The organism is Kribbella sp. NPDC003557 (assembly GCF_040610805.1).
GTDB lineage: Bacteria > Actinomycetota > Actinomycetes > Propionibacteriales > Kribbellaceae > Kribbella.
The window spans coordinates 76295-94408 of record NZ_JBEXMY010000005.1 but is presented as its reverse complement, the minus strand read 5'-3'; the positions used below and the strand labels follow the sequence as shown (position 1 = coordinate 94408).

The 18114-nt window shown below is 69.2% G+C and carries 20 protein-coding genes; 8 read left to right on the top strand and 12 right to left on the bottom strand.

The window, feature by feature from the left end:
• The first annotated feature begins 59 nt into the window (after nucleotides 1-59).
• Together ABZW60_RS21115 and ABZW60_RS21110 are read left to right on the top strand one after the other, a co-directional pair.
• Nucleotides 60-1937, top strand: coding sequence for an ABC transporter ATP-binding protein (locus ABZW60_RS21115; protein ID WP_355480480.1), 1878 nt, complete (start codon nucleotides 60-62; stop codon nucleotides 1935-1937).
• Nucleotides 1937-2113, top strand: coding sequence for a hypothetical protein (locus tag ABZW60_RS21110; protein WP_355479233.1), 177 nt, complete (start codon nucleotides 1937-1939; stop codon nucleotides 2111-2113). Before ABZW60_RS21115 ends, ABZW60_RS21110 begins: the two co-directional genes overlap by 1 nt.
• Here ABZW60_RS21110 and ABZW60_RS21105 read toward each other — a convergent pair.
• From ABZW60_RS21105 to ABZW60_RS21095, 3 genes are all read right to left on the bottom strand, one after another.
• A complete protein-coding gene (locus ABZW60_RS21105) occupies nucleotides 2085-2603 on the bottom strand; it encodes a hypothetical protein (protein WP_355479231.1) in 519 nt (172 codons plus the stop codon). The genes ABZW60_RS21110 and ABZW60_RS21105 overlap by 29 nt on opposite strands.
• Before the next feature lie 65 nt (nucleotides 2604-2668).
• Nucleotides 2669-3424: a polyprenyl diphosphate synthase gene (gene uppS, locus ABZW60_RS21100; RefSeq protein WP_355479229.1), complete on the bottom strand. Its 756-nt coding sequence runs from the start codon at nucleotides 3422-3424 to the stop codon at nucleotides 2669-2671.
• Entirely contained in the window at nucleotides 3424-4500 is a 1077-nt protein-coding gene (locus ABZW60_RS21095) for an ATP-dependent DNA ligase (protein WP_355479227.1), read from the bottom strand. The genes uppS and ABZW60_RS21095 overlap by 1 nt, the downstream gene beginning before the upstream one ends.
• Before the next feature lie 95 nt (nucleotides 4501-4595).
• Between ABZW60_RS21095 and ABZW60_RS21090 the strand changes: the two genes are divergently transcribed.
• On the top strand, nucleotides 4596-5171 hold the full coding sequence (locus ABZW60_RS21090) for a DUF1707 and FHA domain-containing protein (protein WP_355479225.1): 576 nt from the start codon (nucleotides 4596-4598) through the stop codon (nucleotides 5169-5171).
• Nucleotides 5172-5229: 58 nt separating this feature from the next.
• A complete protein-coding gene (locus ABZW60_RS21085) occupies nucleotides 5230-5628 on the top strand; it encodes a MerR family transcriptional regulator (protein WP_355479224.1) in 399 nt (132 codons plus the stop codon).
• Nucleotides 5629-5810: 182 nt separating this feature from the next.
• On the opposite strand, the gene ABZW60_RS21080 is transcribed toward ABZW60_RS21085, so the two are convergent.
• A complete protein-coding gene (locus tag ABZW60_RS21080; RefSeq protein WP_355479220.1) occupies nucleotides 5811-6794 on the bottom strand; it encodes a zinc-binding dehydrogenase in 984 nt (327 codons plus the stop codon).
• A gap of 82 nt (nucleotides 6795-6876) precedes the next feature.
• Here ABZW60_RS21080 and ABZW60_RS21075 point away from each other — a divergent pair, with 82 nt between their 5' ends.
• Entirely contained in the window at nucleotides 6877-8097 is a 1221-nt protein-coding gene (locus tag ABZW60_RS21075) for an ROK family transcriptional regulator (RefSeq protein ID WP_355479218.1), read from the top strand.
• A 91-nt stretch (nucleotides 8098-8188) separates the two neighbouring features.
• Here ABZW60_RS21075 and ABZW60_RS21070 read toward each other — a convergent pair whose 3' ends face one another.
• The 6 genes from ABZW60_RS21070 to ABZW60_RS21045 are packed head-to-tail and all read right to left on the bottom strand — an operon-like array spanning nucleotide 8189 to nucleotide 14313.
• Nucleotides 8189-9535 (bottom strand): GH1 family beta-glucosidase, encoded by a 1347-nt coding sequence (locus tag ABZW60_RS21070; protein WP_355479216.1) that lies wholly within the window; start codon nucleotides 9533-9535, stop codon nucleotides 8189-8191.
• Nucleotides 9532-10485, bottom strand: a complete 954-nt coding sequence (locus ABZW60_RS21065) for an aldo/keto reductase (RefSeq protein WP_355479214.1) — start codon at nucleotides 10483-10485, stop codon at nucleotides 9532-9534. The genes ABZW60_RS21070 and ABZW60_RS21065 overlap by 4 nt, the downstream gene beginning before the upstream one ends.
• Complete coding sequence (locus tag ABZW60_RS21060) at nucleotides 10482-11258, bottom strand: VOC family protein (protein ID WP_355479212.1); 777 nt, start codon at nucleotides 11256-11258, stop codon at nucleotides 10482-10484. The genes ABZW60_RS21065 and ABZW60_RS21060 overlap by 4 nt, the downstream gene beginning before the upstream one ends.
• A gap of 10 nt (nucleotides 11259-11268) precedes the next feature.
• Nucleotides 11269-12093, bottom strand: coding sequence for a carbohydrate ABC transporter permease (locus ABZW60_RS21055; protein WP_355479210.1), 825 nt, complete (start codon nucleotides 12091-12093; stop codon nucleotides 11269-11271).
• Nucleotides 12090-13007, bottom strand: coding sequence for a sugar ABC transporter permease (locus ABZW60_RS21050; protein ID WP_355479208.1), 918 nt, complete (start codon nucleotides 13005-13007; stop codon nucleotides 12090-12092). The genes ABZW60_RS21055 and ABZW60_RS21050 overlap by 4 nt, the downstream gene beginning before the upstream one ends.
• Before the next feature lie 4 nt (nucleotides 13008-13011).
• Nucleotides 13012-14313: a sugar ABC transporter substrate-binding protein gene (locus ABZW60_RS21045; RefSeq protein WP_355479206.1), complete on the bottom strand. Its 1302-nt coding sequence runs from the start codon at nucleotides 14311-14313 to the stop codon at nucleotides 13012-13014.
• Between the two features lie 117 nt (nucleotides 14314-14430).
• Between ABZW60_RS21045 and zapE the strand changes: the two genes are divergently transcribed.
• Genes zapE through ABZW60_RS21030 form a run of 3 tightly spaced genes read left to right on the top strand, consistent with a single transcriptional unit; the run spans nucleotide 14431 to nucleotide 16790 of the window.
• Nucleotides 14431-15441: a cell division protein ZapE gene (gene zapE / locus ABZW60_RS21040; RefSeq protein WP_355479204.1), complete on the top strand. Its 1011-nt coding sequence runs from the start codon at nucleotides 14431-14433 to the stop codon at nucleotides 15439-15441.
• Nucleotides 15442-15453: 12 nt separating this feature from the next.
• Entirely contained in the window at nucleotides 15454-15906 is a 453-nt protein-coding gene (locus ABZW60_RS21035) for a hypothetical protein (protein ID WP_355479203.1), read from the top strand.
• 14 nt (nucleotides 15907-15920) lie between these two features.
• A complete protein-coding gene (locus tag ABZW60_RS21030) occupies nucleotides 15921-16790 on the top strand; it encodes a polyphosphate kinase 2 family protein (protein ID WP_355479201.1) in 870 nt (289 codons plus the stop codon).
• Nucleotides 16791-16792: 2 nt separating this feature from the next.
• Here ABZW60_RS21030 and ABZW60_RS21025 read toward each other — a convergent pair whose 3' ends face one another.
• Together ABZW60_RS21025 and ABZW60_RS21020 are read right to left on the bottom strand one after the other, a co-directional pair.
• Nucleotides 16793-17878, bottom strand: a complete 1086-nt coding sequence (locus ABZW60_RS21025; RefSeq protein ID WP_355479199.1) for a Clp protease N-terminal domain-containing protein — start codon at nucleotides 17876-17878, stop codon at nucleotides 16793-16795.
• Nucleotides 17878-18105: a ribbon-helix-helix protein, CopG family gene (locus ABZW60_RS21020; protein WP_355479197.1), complete on the bottom strand. Its 228-nt coding sequence runs from the start codon at nucleotides 18103-18105 to the stop codon at nucleotides 17878-17880. The genes ABZW60_RS21025 and ABZW60_RS21020 overlap by 1 nt, the downstream gene beginning before the upstream one ends.
• Nucleotides 18106-18114: the final 9 nt, after the last annotated feature.

The window sequence follows — 18114 nt, the reverse complement described above, 5'->3', positions numbered from 1 at the left end:
AGTGTCCCGGGGCACCGGATGTTGAGAAGATCAGGCGAAAGGGAGGCCGGATGTCGGGAATGATGCGCCCCGGAATGGGTGCGATGGGCTGGCGGCGCCAGGACACGTCGGTGCTGGAGCAGAAGCTGGCCAAGGGCACGCTGCGGCGGATCCTGCGGTTCGCGAAACCGTTCCGCTGGCACATCACGGCGTTCCTGCTGCTGGTGGTCGTCTCGGCGTTCCTGGTGATCGCGTCGCCGCTGCTGTTCAAGAGGATCGTCGACGACGGGATCTCCAAGGGGAACGCCGGCCTGGTCACCGCGCTCGCGCTGGTGGTCGCCTTGCTCGCGGTCGTCGAGGCTGTGCTCGGGCTCGTGCAGCGCTGGTTCTCGGCCCGGATCGGTGAGGGGCTGATCTACGACCTGCGGACCAAGGTGTTCGGGCACGTCCAGCGGATGCCGGTCGCGTTCTTCACCCGGACCCAGACCGGCGCGCTGGTCTCACGCCTGAACAACGACGTGATCGGCGCCCAGCAGGCCTTCACCTCCACACTGTCCGGCGTCGTCTCGAACGTCATCAGCCTGATCCTGGTCGTCGGCGCGATGCTGGCGCTGAGCTGGCAGCTGACCGTCGTCGCGATCCTGATGCTGCCGATCTTCTTGATCCCGGCCCGCGTCCTGGGTCGTCGGCTGGCCGCGATGACCCGGGAGCAGATGCAGCTGAACGCCGAGATGTCGACCGCGATGACCGAGCGGTTCAGCGTCGGCGGCGCGCTGCTGGTCACGCTGTTCGGCCGGCCGTCGATCGAGAACGCCGACTTCGGCGAGCGGGCCGGGCGGGTCCGGGACCTGGGCATCCGGATCGCGATGCTCGGCCGTGTCTTCTTCACCGCACTGACGCTGGTCGCCGCGCTGGCGACTGCCCTGGTGTACGGCGTGGGCGGCAACCTGGCCGTCCGCGAGACGTTGACGATCGGCACGCTGCTCGCGCTCGTCGCGCTGCTCGGCCGGCTGTACGGTCCGCTGACCGCGCTCTCCAACGTTCGCGTCGACGTGATGACCGCGCTGGTGTCGTTCGAGCGGGTCTTCGAGGTGCTGGACCTGGAGCCGATGATCAAGGACGCGCCGGACGCGAAGGATCTGCCCGGTGACGCGGCGAGTGTCGAGTTCGAGCATGTCGCGTTCGCGTACCCGACGGCAGAGCAGGTCTCACTGGCCAGCCTGGAGTCGGTCGCGGTCCTCGACAAGCGCGTGTCCTCGCAGGTTCTCGACGACGTCAGCTTCGTGGTCCAGCCCGGCCAGATGGTCGCCCTCGTGGGCCCGTCGGGTGCCGGCAAGACGACGATCACCAACCTGGTCGCCCGGCTGTACGACGTGGCCGGGGGAGTGGTCAGGGTCGGCGGTCACGACGTCCGGGACGTGACGCTGCAGTCCCTGCACGACACGATCGGGTACGTGACGCAGGACGCGCACATGTTCCACGACACGATCCGCGCCAACCTGGTCTACGCGAAGCCGGAGGCGACCGAGGACCAGATGATCGCCGCGCTGCGGTCCGCGCAGATCTGGGACCTGGTGTCGGCGCTGCCGGACGGGCTGGACACCGTCGTCGGCGACCGCGGGCACCGGTTGTCCGGTGGCGAGCGGCAACGACTCGCGATCGCCCGGTTGTTGCTGAAGGCGCCGAAGATCGTCGTCCTCGACGAGGCGACCGCGCACCTGGACTCCGAGTCCGAGGTCGCCGTCCAGCGGGCGCTGGACACCGCGCTGGAAGGCCGTACGTCGCTGGTGATCGCGCACCGGCTCTCGACTGTGCGGAACGCCGACCTGATCCTGGTGGTTGACCACGGCAACATCATCGAGCGCGGCACGCACGAGCAACTGCTCGCGGCCGGCGGCGAGTACGCTGATCTCTACCACACGCAGTTCAGGGAATCCGGCACAGCGGCAGGTGTCTGATGATCAAGCTAGGGCTCGTCCTCGCGGCCGGGTACGCCGGGTTCAAGCTCGCGTACCACTCCGAGGACGGCCGGCACTACGGGCGGACCGGTGAGCGCGCGGTCCGCACCACGCTGGCGCTCCTGATCGCCGCTCTGGCCGGCGGGATCACTTACGCTGCTCTGCTCCCGCATTAGCCGGCCGTGAGTCGTGCTCCAGCAGGTGGAGCACCGGGACGCCGAGGTGCCGGCGGGCCGAGTTGGTCCAGTCGAGGTGGAAGAACTCCGCCACGATGTGCGGGCGGGTCAGGATGATGACCTCGCGGCCCTGGACGTGCTGCACGGTCGCGACCAGGGCGTCGATCGGCCGGTCGTGCGAGATACCGCCCTCGGCGCTCCGGCCGAGGTCGCGGAGCCGCTGGACGCTGCGCCCGCTGCACCCCTTGGCCTCGGTGTCGATCGCCTCCTGTGCCTCCGCGAGGTCCTCGCGCTGACCGGCCAGACCCGGCCCGTAGAGGTCCGCGGTCCCGAGGGCGCTGATCGACGCCTCGACGCCGGCCTCCGCGTTGTGGCAGGGCACCAGCACGTGGTACCTGACCGGCTCGGGCATGTCCTGATGGAGTTCGACGACGCGTTTCGCGTCGGGTTCGGACAGTTCCTGTTCGACGAGCAGTACGACGTCGTACATCGTGCCACCTCCGCTGCTTACCAGTCGGTACACCTCCATAGTGCCCCCGCCGGACCCGAAAGTATTCAACTGGATCGTTGCAGTCTTCGCCGTCCGTAGGTGCGCAGCGCCCGGAGCAGGTCGACCTCGCGGAACGCGGGCCAGTACAGGTCGCAGAACTCGATCTCCGAGCCCGTCGCCTGCCACAGCAGGAAGTCCGACATCCGCAGCTCGCCGCTGGTCCGGATCACCAGTTCGGGGTCCGGCAGGCCCGGGACGTACAGGTGCCGGCTGATGTCGTCCTCGCTCAGCGCGTCCGCGACGTCCTCGATCGACTGCCCGTCCGCGGCCGCCTCGTCGAGCACCGACCGCACGGCGTCCAGCACCTCGAGGCGTCCGGAGTACCCGATCGCGAGCGTCAGATCGCCGGCGTCCCGGTCGCGGCTCAGCTCGACCGCTTCCTTCAGCGCGCGGGCGGTTGAGTCGGGCAACAAGTCCAGCTGGCCCGCGACATGCAGCCGCCAGCGGTGGTCGCGGCGGATGTGGTCGGCGAGCACGCTCTCGGTGAGCTCCATCAGGTAGTCGACCTCGGCCGAGTCGCGCTTGCGCAGGTTGTCGGCCGACGCGACCCAGGCGGTGACGCAGGTGATCCCGGCGTCCGCGCTCCAGTGCAGGAACTGCTCGAGATGCCTGGCGCCGAAGCGATGACCGACGCGGACGTCGTCGTACCCGGCGCCGCGGGCCCAGCGGCGGTTGCCGTCCATGGCGATCGCGACGTGCGCCGGCTTCGGCAGACCGCGCAGCTGACGGCGGAGGCGCCGCGCGTACAAGTCGTACAGCATCAGCGTTGGGCGCTGGAGAGGACATCGGCCAGGTCGAACTTGACCGGCTCCTCCAACTGCTCGTACGTGCAGGACTCCGGTGTGCGGTCCGGGCGCCAGCGGACGAACTGGGCGGTGTGGCGGAAGCGGATGCCTTCCATATGGTCGTACCGCACCTCGACGACGAGTTCGGGGCGCAGCGGCACGAACGAGAGGTCCTTGCCGGCCTGCCAGCGGCTGCCCTCGGCGTTGCGCGGCGTCCGGACACCCTCCTCCTGCTTCGCCCACGCCCACGGGTGGTCGTCGAACGTGGTGACGAGCGGCTGCATCTCCTGGAAGAGCTCCTTGCGGCGCTCGAGCGGGAACGCGCCGATCACGCCGACGCTCGCCAGCGTGCCGTCGTCGTTGTAGAGGCCGAGCAGCAGCGAGCCGATCCGGTCCGGGCCGCTCTTGTGCAGCCGGTAGCCGGCGACGACGCAGTCCGCCGTCCGCTCCGGCTTGACCTTGAACATCACCCGCTTGTCGGGCTGGTACGTGCCGTCGAGCGGCTTCGCGATCAGGCCGTCCAGGCCGGCGCCCTCGAACTGCTCGAACCACTGCGCCGCGGTGTCGTGGTCGGCCGTCGCGGGAGTGACGTGGATCGGCTCCTTGACGTTCGCGAGCGCGTCCAGGAGCGCCGCGCGGCGCTCGCTGAAGGGCCGCTCGGTGTAGTCGTCGTCACCGAGCGCCAGCAGGTCGAACGCGACGAACCGGGCCGGGGTCTTCTCCGACAGCATGTTCACCCGGCTCGCCGCCGGATGGATGCGCTGCTGCAGCACCTCGAAGTCGAGCCGGTCGCCGGACGCGCCGATAACGATGATCTCGCCGTCGATCGCGCACCGCTCCGGGAGGTTCGCCTTGACCGCCTCGACCAGCTCGGGGAAGTACCGCGTCATCGGCTTCTCGTTCCGGCTGCCGATCTCCACCTCGTCGCCGTCGCGGAAGATGATCGACCGGAAGCCGTCCCACTTCGGCTCGTAGGACATCTCCCCGCGCGGGATCTCCTTCACCGGCTTGGCGAGCATCGGCTTGACCGGCGGCATCACAGGCAGTCGCATCCCGTCATTCTGTCCCACCGCACGGACAGTCTCCAGGAACCCGCTGTCACGGTGCCGTGGTGGACAGTGAACCGGGAGCCACGGACAATGCCGTCATGAGCTCGGTTCCGCTGGGGTGGACGCGTCCGTCGGACGCCGATCGGGACCAGGCGCTGGCGATCCTCCGCGACGGCGCCGGCACGGGCCGCCTGTCGCACGACACCTTCATCCGGCGCATGAACGTCGTCCTCCGCGCCCAGAGCCGCGGCGAACTCGCCGACGCCGTCCGCGACCTGCCACGCGGCGAATCGGGCTTCGTCACCTGGATCCGCGAGTTGCGCGATAAGCTCCCACGCTTCCGTCTCTCGCATCCCACTCGGTCGCTGCCTCGTCTCGCCCTGGTCCGTCGTACGGATGCCGCTCCTCTGCCCGCTCTTGCGCTGCCGGCCCCGGGCTCACCGACGGTGCGGATCGGCCGCGGCCCCGGCGCGACGCTCCGGCTGCCCGACGAGTCGGTCTCGCGGGCCCACGCGGAGCTCCGGCACGTCGACGACGGCTGGCTGCTCCGCGACCTCGGCTCCATGAACGGCACCTGCGTCAACGACCTCCGCATCACAACCACCGTGCGGGTCCGGCCGGGGGACCGGGTCGCGTTCGGCGCGGTCCAGTTCACGCTGACCTGGCTCCAGTAGTTGCATCCTGTACTTGGGTACAGGATTACCGTCGATCCATGGACGAAATCTTCCGCTCATGAGATCCAGCGAGGTGGCAGCCGCCGCCGGGGTGAACCTGCAAACCTTGCGGTACTACGAACGCCGCGGCCTGCTGGACGAACCGTCACGCACCCTCGGCGGCCATCGAATGTACGGGCCGGAGGCGGTCACGACGCTGCGCACGATCAAGGCCGCCCAGCGCCTGGGCTTCACCCTTGCCGAGGTCTCCGACCTCCTCGACGCCACCCGCCACCGCCACCGCCACGGCGAGGGAGCCGACCTCCAGACCCGAGCCCGCCAGAAACTGACCGACGTGGAAGCCAAACTCGCCGACCTGACCATCATCGCCGAAACCCTCCGCGCCGCCATCGCCGCCGGCTGCGAAGACCTCGAAACCTGCGCCGGCAACCCCACCTGCCCGATCCCGTTCCCGTAGGAGTGTGCGGGTGAGGAGCTGTTGACCCGGCCGCCGGACCTGAAGGACGAGCTGGAGCCGACGGACTTCGACCTGGAGGGTGGGGGGACTACCTACCCAAGCCTGGGTAGAAAGGGCGAAGGATCCGGCGGCTTGCGCTTCGAGTAGCCGGCCACCAATCCTTCTTTCTTCTTCGTGGGTGGTCAGGTGAGCAGTACGACCTTGCCGGTGGTGGCTCGGGTTTCCAAGGCGCGATGGGCGGCGGCTGCTTCTGACAGGGGGAAGGTTGTGGTGAGGGCCTTCCAGCGGCCGGTGCTGGTCTCTTCCAGGGCGGCGGACTCGAGGGCTCGGAGTTGGCGGGTGAGTTTGGCGCCTATGGCCCAGCCGGCGGTCAGGCCTCGGGACATGAGGTCTTCGTGGGTGAACTCGATGGGGCCGCCGCCGGACCAGCCGAACATCAGGGCTCGGCCGCCGGTGCCCAGGAGGTCGAAGGCCTGTTGGCCGTTGGGGCCTCCGACGCCGTCGAAGAGAACCGTGATCTCCTGGTCGGCCAGCTCGGACTTGAGGAGCGTGGGCCAGTCCGGGTCGCGGTAGTCGATCGCGTGCTGCGCGCCCAACGAGCGGACCAGTTCGACCTTTTCCGGACCGCCTGCGAGGCCGATCGCCACGGCGCCGGCGTTGCGGGCCGCCTGGATCAGGTAGCTGCCGATGCCACCGGCGGCCGCGGTCACCAGTACGACGTCGTCGGCGGTGACGTGCGCCTGCCGGAGGATCCCGGCGGTGGTCCGGCCGGTGCCGATCGCGGCTACTGCCTGGGCGGCGTCGACGTGGTCGGCCAACTCGTACAGCGACTCGGCCTTCGCCACCGCGCGTTCGGCGTACCCGCCTGGCACCATGCCCAGATGGACCACGACCCGCTTGCCGATCCACGACGGGTCGACGTCCGGGCCGACCGCGCTGACCCGGCCCGCGACCTCGCGCCCGGGGATCGTCGGCAGCTCCGGCACCGGGATCGGGCTGCCGGCGTTCGTGCCGGCGCGGATCATCGTGTCGACGAGATGGACCCCGGCCGCTTCCACGTCGACGAGTACCGTGCCGCTGCCCGCGACGGGATCCGGCACCTCCTCGTACACCAGGTTCTCCGCCGGGCCGAACGCGTGCAATCTGATCGCTTTCACATCCGTCACGCTAGAACCTCAACAATCATTGAGGTCAACCACTGCCACTTCCTTACGTTGTGTACTAAAGTTCGCTCCGAGGGAGGGTGACGTGGCGAAGATTCTGAGAGGTGCGACCGCACAGGAGACGCACAGCGCGATCCTCGACCTGATCCGCTCCAGCGGCACGGTCACCCGCGTGGACCTCGCCGAGCGCTCCGGGCTCACCGGCGCGTCGATCTCCCGGGTGGTCAAACGGCTGCTCGCCGACGGCCTCATCATCGAGACCGGGTACGGCGACCCGACCGGCGGCAAACGGGCCACGCTGCTGCAGTTCAACCCCCGCGCGCGGCACGCGGTCGGCATCGCGATCGACACCCCGAGCACGACGTACGTCGTGACCGACATGAGCGGCCGCGTGATCGAACAGGTGGCGTCGCGCGGGATCGGGAAGGAGCCGCCGGCGACCGCGGTCCAGCGGATCACGGCCGAGCTCGAGGACCTGATCGTGAAGGCGGGGATCGAGCCGTCCACGCTGGTCGGGGTCGGCGTGGCGCTGGCCGGCCGGCAGGGCCGGGGCGGGACGCGGCTGCTCCGGACGGACTCGCAGAAGTACGCGTGGGAGCCGTTCGCGGTGCGGGACACGCTGAAGGCGGCGATCGACCACCCGGTCGTGGTGGAGAACGACTCGACCTGCGCGGCGATCGGCGAGTTCTGGGCGGGCAAGATCCCGTCGGTGAACGACTTCGCCACCGTGTATCTGGCGGCCGGTTTCGGGCTAGGCCTGGTGACGAACGGCGATGTGTACCGCGGCTCGTCGTCCAACGTCGGCGAGATCGGCCACATGGTGCTCGACGTGAACGGGCCGATGTGCTGGTGCGGCGGGCAGGGGTGCCTGGAGAGCCTGGCGGCGCCGGCGGCGGTGGTGGCGCGCGCCGGTGAGGACCCGGCGCTGGCCGACAAGCTCGGTCTGCGCGGCCGTCAGTTGTCGGTCCGCTCCGACTTCGCCAAGATCGCACGCCTCGCCGCCGGCGGAGACGCGCGCTGCCTGGAGCTGATCGAGGAGTCCGCGACGTACCTGGCGAAGGCGTTGCTCTCGATCACCAACCTGCTCGACCTCGACCAGATCATCCTGGCCGGCCCCGGCTTCAGCGAGGCCGGCGACATCTACGCCCGTGTCGCGGCGCAGGAGATCAACCGCCTCTCCTTCGTCCGGGCCATGCACCCGACCCGCGTGGAACTCTCCAAACTGGGCCCGAGCGCCGCAGCCCTAGGCGCAGCGTCCCTAGTACTCCACAGCCAGTTGACGCCGCATCAGAACGCCCGCGCCTGAGCCCACCTGCCCAACCTGAGACCTCTTATGGCAAGCGGGGACCTGAAATAGCAGGTCCCCGGATGCAACAACTCGTCTCAGGTTCGTGAGGTCACTCGAGGAAGGCCGCGAGCCAGCGGCCACTCTTCTTGACGATGCGTTGCTGGGTCTCGTAGTCGACGTACACGATGCCGAAGCGGCGGCTGTAGCCCCAGGCCCATTCGAAGTTGTCCATCAGCGACCAGGCGAAGTACCCCTTCAGCGGGAAGCCTTCGCTGACGAGGTCCTGGCAGACGGCGACGTGCTGCTGGAGGTAGTCGAGCCGCTCGTCGTCCTCGACCGTGCCGTCCGCGGACACGAGATCCGGGTACGCCGACCCGTTCTCGGTCACGTACAACGGCAGATCGGGCGCCATCTTGTTGATCGTGACCAGGATGTCGCGCAGCCCGGTCGCCTCGATCGGCCAGCCCATCTGGGTCTGTGGCAGACCGGTGTCGACCGCGACGACGTTCTCGCTGCCGGGCTGCGTGGACACGACCGGTGACGAGATCGGCCCGTCCGGCGCCGCCACCGTGGTCGGGCAGTAGTAGTTGACGCCGATGAAGTCGAGCGGCGCCCCGATCAGCGGCAGGTCCGCCTCCTGCTCGGCGAACCACGAGGCCGTCCCGGTGTCCTCGAGGACGTCGGCCGGGTACACACCGGCCAGCAGCGGCTCCAGGAAGAGACGGTTCCGCAGGCCGTCGATGCGGCGCGCGGCGTCGCGGTCGGCGGGGGAGTCGGACGCGGCGTGGATCGGCGCCGGGTTCAGTGCGATCCCGTACGTGCCGCCGTCCGAGCGGATCGCGTCGAGCGCCAGCCCGTGACCGAGCAGCAGGTGGTGCACCGCCTTCAGTGCGCCGGCGCCCTCGGTCCGGCCGGGCGCGTGCTCTCCGTTGCCATACCCGAGGAAGGCCGAGCACCACGGCTCGTTCAGCGTCATCCAGTGCTTGACCACGTCCGCCAGCGCCTCGTGCGTGGCGGCGGCGTAGTCGCGGAACCGCTCGGCCGTGTCGCGCACCAGCCAGCCGCCGGCGTCCTCCAGCGGCTGCGGCAGGTCCCAGTGGTAGAGCGTCGCGTACGGCGTGACGCCGTTCTCCAGGCAGGTCTCGGCAAGCCGGCGGTAGAAGTCCAGACCGGACGCGTTCACCGCACCCGAGCCGGTGGGCACGATGCGCGGCCAGGCGATCGAGAACCGGTACGCGGTCAGCCCGAGGTCCGCCAGCAGCCGGATGTCGTCAGCGAACCGGTGGTAGTGGTCGTCGGCCACGTCACCGTTGGTGCCGTCCGCGATCCGGCCCGGAGTATGGGCGAAGGTGTCCCAGATGCTCGGACCGCGCCCGTCCGCGGAGACCGCGCCCTCGACCTGGTACGACGCGGTCGCCGCGCCCCAGGTGAACCCGCTCGGGAAGCCGTTCGTCACGTCGTCTCCTTCTCCACCCAGTATTGCTTGTCCGGAAGCAGGCTACCTAACCGGTTAAGCAACTCCTGGGGCAGGTCCGCATCGCGGGCGGTGAGGAGCGCGTCGACGCGCGCCGGCTTGCTGATGCCGACGACGGTGCCGGCGATCCCCGGGTCGTCGATCGAGTGCCGGAGCGCGGCCGTCGCCAGGTCGGTGCCGTGGTCGCGGCACGCCTTGTCCATCTCCGCCACCGCCTCCAGCAGCGCCGGCGGGGCCTCGCGGTAGGCGTACTTCGTCGCGCCGGCCGGGTTCGCCAGGATGCCGCCGCCGTAGATCGCGGCGTTCACCACCGCGATGCCGTCGGCCCGGGCGCGCTGGAAGATCGCGCCGGCCGAGTGGTCGACGAGGCTCCACCGGTTGTGCACGAGCAGGACCTCGAACCCGCCGAGGTCGAGGTAGCGGGACAGCTCCCGGGTGTCGCCGCCCGCGAGTCCGACGTGCCCGATCTCGCCGTCGGCGCGCAGCTGCATGAGGGTGTCGACGGCGTCCCGCATCGAGTCGAAGTCGTGGGCCTCGGGGTCGTGCAGGTGCACCAGCGGGAGCTCGTCCAGCCCGAGCCGCTCCTTGCTCTCGGCGACGCTCGCCCGGACGCGCGCGCCGGAGTAGTCGCCGTCCTTCGCGTCCACCTTCGTCACGACCAGGAAGCCTTCGGGCAGTCCGCCGTACTCGCGGATCGCCTGGCCGATCCGGGTCTCGCTGGAGCCGTCGCCGTACCCGTTGGAGGTGTCGATCCAGGTCAGCGGGCTGTCGAACACCCGCAGTACCAGGTCGATCGCTTCGCGCGGCGTGACGTCGTACCCGAAGACGGCGGGCATCCCCGCGATCCCGCTGCCGCCGGCGCCGACGGCGGAGACGGTCAGACCGGTGGAGCCGAGCGGGCGCAGCCAGTTTCCCTGCTTGTCTTCAGTCATGCGCCGGAGCCTACGGCGTACGCGAACCCGTCGGGGTCGACGTAGACCTTCGTCCCGTCCGGCGAGATCGCGACCGGCAGGTCCGGAGGGTCGCCCGCGAGTTCGGCGTACGCGAACCCGGCGACGTCCAGTTGCGGGTCGCGCGCCTGTGTGGGTACGTCGTAGGTGAACACCTCGAGGACGGTGTCGCCGCCCTTGAGGTAGCCGATGTGGAAACCGCGACTGTCGTGCGGCTGCTCGATCGTGCCGATGAAGTCGAAGCCGTGGTGCTGGTGGTAGAACGCGCTGGTCGCGTCCCGGTCCTCGATGGTGACCGCGACGTGGTCGAAGCGCGGCCGCGCGGGTACGCCGAGGGCCCGCTCGCGCGCCACTCCGTCGGCGTCCAGGACCTCGGCGTACTGCAGGTCGCCCTGGATCATCTCCAGCAGCGTGCCGTCCGGGTCGTAGAAGAAGCAGATCCGGACGTTGCCCTCGGCATCGAGCGGGTCGAGCTTGAACTCGACGCCGCCGGCCTGCAGCGTGGCGGCCCGCTCGTCCAGGCGGTCGACCTTGAAGCCGATGTGCCGGAAGCCCTTCTGCAGGTCGTCCGGCGACCAGGTGCTCTGCTCGCGGCCGCGCCGTACGGCGCGCAGCTCGATCGTCGCGGTCATCGCGTCGAGGACGGCGCGCTCCGGTGTGACCTCCCCGATCACGTCCAGCTCGAGCCACCGCGTGTAGTACTCGACCGAGCGCCGGACATCCGTGCAGTTGACGACAATGTTCTTGATCGGCATACGACCTCTCTCAGTTCTTGACGGCGCCGAGCATCATCCCGGCGACGAACTGCCGCTGCATCCGGACGTACACGATCACCACCGGGACGACGGACAGCGTGAGACCGGCGGTCAGCGCCGGCCAGTTCGTGGAGTACTGACCCATCAGCGTGAACAGCACGGGCTGCAGCGGGAGCGAGTCGGTGTTCCGCAGCACCGTGTTGGCGATCAGGAACTCGTTCCAGGTGGACAGGAACTGGAAGATCACCACGGTCGCGATCCCGGGCCGGGTGAGCGGCAGGATGACGCGGCGGAAGATCGTCAGCTCGCTGCCGCCGTCCACCCGCGCGGCCTCGATCAGCTCGTCCGGCAGCGTCTGGAAGAACGCCCGCATCAGGAACATCGCGAACGGCGCCGATCCGGAGATGTAGAGCACCAGCAGCCCGGTCTGGCTGTCGAGCAGGCCGAACGACTTGAGCTCGAGGTAGAGCGGGATGATCAGCGCCGTCGACGGCATCATCAGCGTGGTCAGCAGGAGTACGAAAAGCGTGTTCCGGAACGGGAAATCGAGCTTCGCGAACGCGTACCCGCTGAGCGTCGCGAACACCAGCACGCCGATCACCGTGACCGTCGTGATCCACACGCTGTTCCAGAAATGCAGCGGGAACTCGATCGACGTCCACGCCTCGCGGTACGCCGTACCGGTGAACTTCCGGGGGATGACCGGACCGTTGAAGATCGTGTTCTGCTCCCGCAGCGAGGTCAGCAGCATCCAGAGGAACGGAAACGCCATCAGGACGCAGAACGGAAACAGTACGAAAGTCGCGACCGACTTTCCGAACCACGTTTTCCTCATCGGTCCGCCCTCCGGGTCAGCCAGAGCTGGGCGACCACGGCGAGCGTGCAGAGCACCATCGTCACGACGCTGAACGCGCTGGCGTACCCGAGCTGCGGGATCGAGCCGGACGTCGACCCGAAGGCCAGCGAGTACAGGTAGGTGCCGAGCACCTCACTGGCGTGATTGGGCCCGCCGCCGGTCATCACGAAGATCACGTCGAACGCCTTGAACCCGTTGAGCAGCCCGAGGCTGACGATCAGCCCGGTGACGACCCGCAGGCTCGGCACGGTGATGTGCCGGAACTGCTGGACCGTGTTGGCGCCGTCCATCGCGGCAGCCTCGTACAGGTTCGGGTCGATGCTCTGCAGACCGGCGAAGTAGATCAGCATCGTGAAGCCGATGCCGCCCCATACCGTCACCACGACGATCGCCGGCAGCACGGTCTTGTGATCGGCCAGCCACGGGTGCTGCAGGCTGTCCAGGCCGACGGCTCCGAGCAGCCGGTTGAGCGTGCCGATGTTCGGGTCGTAGATCAGCTTCCACAGCACCGCCGAGACCACGAACGAGACGATGCCGGGGATGAACAGGACCGTCCGGACCACGACGCCGACCTTCGGCCAGATCACGTTCACCAGGACCGCCGTGACGAGTCCGAGGAACGTCAGCAGCGCGGTCGTCACGCCGGTCAGCACCAGCGTGACGATCAGCGCCCGGCGCGCCACCGGGTCGTGCAGCATCCGGCTGTAGTTGTCGAGGTTCACGAACCGCGGCGCCCCGAACCCGCCCCACGAGGTCAGGCTCAGGTACGCCGTGTAGAGGATCGGCCACAGCACGAACGCCAGGAACAGGACGAACGTCGGCGCGACGAACAGATAGCCTGCGACTCTCTGGGATTTCCTGAGTGGAGTTCCGAAGACCTGACCGGCACTCATCCAGTCAGCCGCCCTTGGCGTTCTGCACCGCCTGCTGCATCGCCTTCGCGACCGCGGCCGGTTCGCCGCTGCCGTCGAAGATCTTCGCCAGCGGATCGCCCGCCGCCACCGAGCCGGGGCCGAACGGGATGTGCGGGCAGCCGTCGCCGTCCAGCAGCCACGACGTCATCTGCTTCATGATCGGCAGCTCGATCCGCTGTGCGGCGCTCTTGGTGGCCGGCATCGAGTTCGAGTCGTTCATGGTGGGGGAGTACTGCTCGGCGGAGTACATGAACTTCAGGAACTCCAGCGCCGCGTCCTTGTTCTTGCTGGTCGCCGACACCGCCCAGCCGGCGCCCGCCTGGTTCGCCGTCCAGTGCCGCTTGCCGGGCGCGATCGCCGGCGTCTTCATCACCTTGTAGAGCTTGTTGAAGGCCGGCGACGCGTCCTTGGTCAGGCCCTGCGGGGTCCAGCTGCCGTTGAACAGCATCGCGGACTTCCCGGTGTAGAAGATCTGCGGCGCCTGGTCGCCGCTGGTGCCGGTCGTGCCGGGCTGGAAGACGCCGGCCTTGACGATCTTCTGCTGCAGTTCGATCGCCTGGACCACCTTCGGGTCCTCGTACGTGGCGCCGTCCTTCAACTGATCGAGCTTCAGGTAGTACGTCGGGTCGTCGGCGACCTGCGTGATCAGCGGCAGGAAGAAGTCCAGCGAGCTGGTGGTGGGGTTGCAGCTCAGCGCCACCGGGTGCTTGCCGGTCTTCCGGATCTTCGCGGCCGCCGCGATCAGGTCGTCCCAGGTCTCGATCTCGTCCTCGCCGACACCGGCCGCCTTCAGCAGGTCGGGGTTGTAGAACAGCCCGAACGTCTGCGCCATCCAGCCGACCGCGTACTGCTTGCCGTCCAGGGTGTACTCCTGGTTGGCCGAGTCGAAGAAGTCCTTCAGGAAGTCGTCGCCGAGCTCCTGTTTCAGGTCGGCGGAGATCCCGCCGGTGCCATAGGTCAGCGCCCTGGTGTGCGGCGCGAAGATCTCCGGGACGTCGCCACCGGCGACCGCGGCCTGCAGGGCGGGCAGGTACTGGTCGGGGGTGCCGAAGATCCGGTTCTCGATCTTGATGTTGCTGTGCGCGGCCTCGAACGCGCTGATCAGCTTGGGGAACTGGTCCTCCTGGTCGTTGTACCAGGACCACATCCGGACCACGGCCTTCCCGCCGCTCGTGGTGCCGCCACCGCTGTCACTGCCGCCGCAGGCCGCCAGCGCCGGCCCGAGGCCCAGCGCGCCCACCGCTGTCTTGAGAACTGTCCGCCGCCGCACGTGCTGTTCGCCCATCGGAGACTCCTCGTCGTTCGCCTCACGAACTCACACCCAACTTCCTAACTGAAAGTAAGAAAGTGGTCAAGGCCACAGCAGGCTTTCCACACTTTTCCCTGGCTTAGGGTTGGGCGCATGGTCGTGCGGCTGAGTGAGCGGACGCCGGTCGTGAGTTCCGACCGGCTGCTGTCCGAGTGCGTCCCGCCGCCGCGGTTCGCCGACGTCCGGTTCAGCACGTACCGGCCCGACCCGGACGAGCCGTCCCAGTCCGAGGCACTGGCCGTCCTCACCGCCCGGGCCGCGAAGCTGGCCACACCCCGGCAGGCGCCGTCGCTCTGGTCCCGGCTCCGCCCGCAACGCGCGGTCGAGGGCAAGCCGGGGATCTACCTCGACGGCGGATTCGGAGTAGGCAAGACACATCTCCTGGCGTCGCTCTGGCACGAAGCGGCCGCCCCGAAGATGTACTGCACGTTCGTCGAGCTCACCAACCTCGTCGGCGCGCTCGGCCTGCGCACCGCGGTCGAGGCGCTGTCGTCGTACCGCCTGATCTGTGTCGACGAGTTCGAGCTGGACGATCCCGGCGATACGATGCTGATCTCGCGGCTGCTCGGCCAGCTGGTCGAGGCGGGGGTCGAGTTCGCGGCGACCTCGAACACGTTGCCCGACAAGCTCGGCGAGGGCCGGTTCCAGGCGGTCGACTTCCTCCGCGAGATCCAGGGGCTCGCCGCCCGGTTCGACGTCCGGCGGGTGGACGGGCCGGACTACCGGCATCGCGGGCTCCCGGTGGCGCCGGACCCGTGGCCGGACGAGAAGGTCGAGCAGGAGGCGGCCGTCCGGGCGAACGCGTCCTGCGACCATTTCGTCGACCTGCACCGGCATCTGGCCGAGCTGCATCCGAGCAAGTACGGCGCACTGCTCGACGGGGTCGGGACCGTCGCGATCACCGACATCCGGCCGCTGACCGACGAGAACGTGGCGCTGCGGATGGTCGTCCTCGCCGACCGGATGTACGACCGCAACCTCCCGTTGCTCGCCGGCGGCGTCCCGCTCGACCGGCTGTTCTCGCCCGAGATGCTGAAGGGCGGCTACCGCAAGAAGTACCTGCGCGCCCTGTCGAGATTGATCGCGTTGGCCCGCGCGGCGTGATTCCCTGAGCACATGCGGAAAGTCCGGCTCGGCGCTGCCGTCGTACTGGCGGTCTTCTTCGCCTGGCTGGTCTGGCGGGCGTCGACGGACGACGGCTTCCACTTCATCTGGAACCGCGACGAAGCCGAGTTCGTCGTGTTCGTCGGCGCGGTCGGCCTGGCGTCCCTGGTGTTGTCCGCGACCGGCTCGCAGCCGCGTGGCGTTGCCCGGGCCGGTGGCCGGTGGATCGTCCGCGCGGTCGCGTACATCTGCGGCGCGGTAGCGGTGATGCTGGTCGCGCTGGGCGCCGGTACGGCGTACTACGAGGCCACCGACTGCCCGGCCGGCGACGGCGACTGCCTCTCGCTGCTCGGCGGCATGGTGTGGAGTCTCGTCTCGCTCGCGGTCAGCGCCATCGCGGTCGTCGTGATCGAACTGGTGTTGTGGCGGCGCCGTCGCAATACCGCGGCGATCCAGGACCGATGAGGCAGGATGAGTGAATGGCGAAGCAGAAGAAGGGTCAGAAGGCCGCCGGTGGGGGATTGCGGGAGCAGCTGCGGGTGCCGGCCGGTGCGGTGGATCTGACGACCTACGACACCCGTGCGACCGCGGGGTTCAGCGGCACCAAGGACGACGGCAAGCTCGCGCTGGCGAATCTCGGTGACGAGGTCTCGGACTGGCAGGAGCGGCTGTTCGCCGAGGGACGCACGGGTGGCGGGCGGAGCATCCTGCTGGTCCTGCAGGGGATGGACACCTCCGGCAAGGGCGGGGTGATCCGGCACGGCGCGGGGCTGATGGACCCGCAGGGCCTGAAGATCACCTCGTTCAAGGCGCCGACGCCGGCCGAGAAGCGCCGCGGGTTCCTGTGGCGGATCCGGCAGGCGGTGCCGGGCCACGGGATGATCGGGATCTTCGACCGGTCGCACTACGAGGACGTGCTGATCGCCCGGGTGCGCGAGCTGGTCACGCCGAACGTGTGGACCCGGCGATACGACCAGATCAACGAGTTCGAGGCCGAGCTGACCGCGAGCGGCGTGACGATCGTGAAGTGCTATCTGCACATCTCGCCCGAGGAGCAGCGGGTCCGGCTGCAGGCGCGGCTCGACGACCCGACCAAGCACTGGAAGTACAACCCGGGCGACGTCGACGAGCGGCAGCTGTGGCCGGACTACATGGACGCCTACCACGCCGCGATCGAGCGCTGTAACACGCCGGACGCGCCCTGGTACGTGATCCCGAGCGACCGCAAGTGGTACCGCAACTGGGCGGTCACCACGATCCTGCTGGAGACGCTGAGGGAGCTGAACCCGGAGTGGCCGGCGGCCGACTTCGACGTCGAGACGGAGAAGAAGCGCCTCGCCGCGACCTGAGCTCAGCTGTCCGGGTCGATGTGGTGGCGCCGCAGCAGCTCGCGAAGCGCGGCGACCTGCTCGTGGAGACGTTCGTTCTCGTCCAGGACGGCGTTGAGTTCGGCGAGCAGGTGATGCCGCCGGCCGTACGTCGTCCAGGTGGTGCCGGGGTCCTCGGCGAGCATGCCGGTGACGAGTGACTCCGACCGCTGCCGCCAGTTCATCCGCTTCTCGAGCTTGCGGCGCACCTCGTCGGTGCTCTCGGCGAGCTTGGTGACGATCTGCCCGCCGACCCCGTCGCCGTCGTGGAGTACGCCGAGCAGCAGGTGCTCCGGGCCGACCTGTTCCGCGCCGCGGGCCCGGGCCTCGCCCCAGGCGAACTCGAACGTGCTCTTGGCGCGCGGCGTGAACGGGATCGTCCCGGCCGCCGCGCCGCTGCGGCCGCGGCCGATGATCTCCACCACCAGGTCCCGCACCGCCGGCGCCGTGATCCCCAGGTCGGCGAGCACGTGCGCCGCGACGCCCTGCCCCGAGGTGATCAGGCCGAGCAGCAGGTGCTCGGTGCCGACGTACACGTGGTCGAGGCTGCGGGCCTCCTCCTGCGCCAGCACGATCACGTGCCGCGCCGGTTCGCTGAACTGCTCGTACATCGGATCTCCCCTCCACCAGTCCTGCAACAGGTCGCCGAGGCCGTCGAGCAGCTCGATGTGCAAGTGCTCCTGCAGGTCCTCGGGTGTGACCGGGTGATGCTCCAGCCGGCTCCGGACGAACGCCGCGGCCTCGTCGCGGCCGGCCTCATCGGCCGCGATCCGGTCGAGCAACTCGTCCACGTCGGTCACCGGTTCGAGCTGCAGATCGGCCCGGTTCAGCGACACGAACTGCAGCACGACGGCGACCGCCACGACCCGGTTGGCCCCGTCGAACGGCCGCGCCCGCACCAGCCCGGCGAGCAGCGCACCCGCAGCCTCGGCCAGGCCACTTGTCGCCCGTACGTCGTCCAGCACCCGGTCGATCGCGTCGAGGTCGGACCGCCGCACGACGTCGTCGGACGCGCAGCGCAGCACGCGCGCGGCGACCGCGAGAACGTCGTACCGCCCGAGGTAGCGCATCAGTCGTCCCCGCGCAGCCGGCGTAACGACTCCTCGTGCCGCACGAGGTTCTCCTCGAGCAGCCGGCTGAACCGGTCGTCCTGCCGCCGCTGGTCCACCAGCGCCGCGATCGCCTCCCGCGCCACGTCCGACACCGACCGTCCCTCCACCGCCGCCACAGTCTGCAGCCGCTCGGCCAGCTCCGGGTCGAGCCGCAGCAGGATGTTCTTGGTCGCGTCCTTCGCCATAGCTAGCAA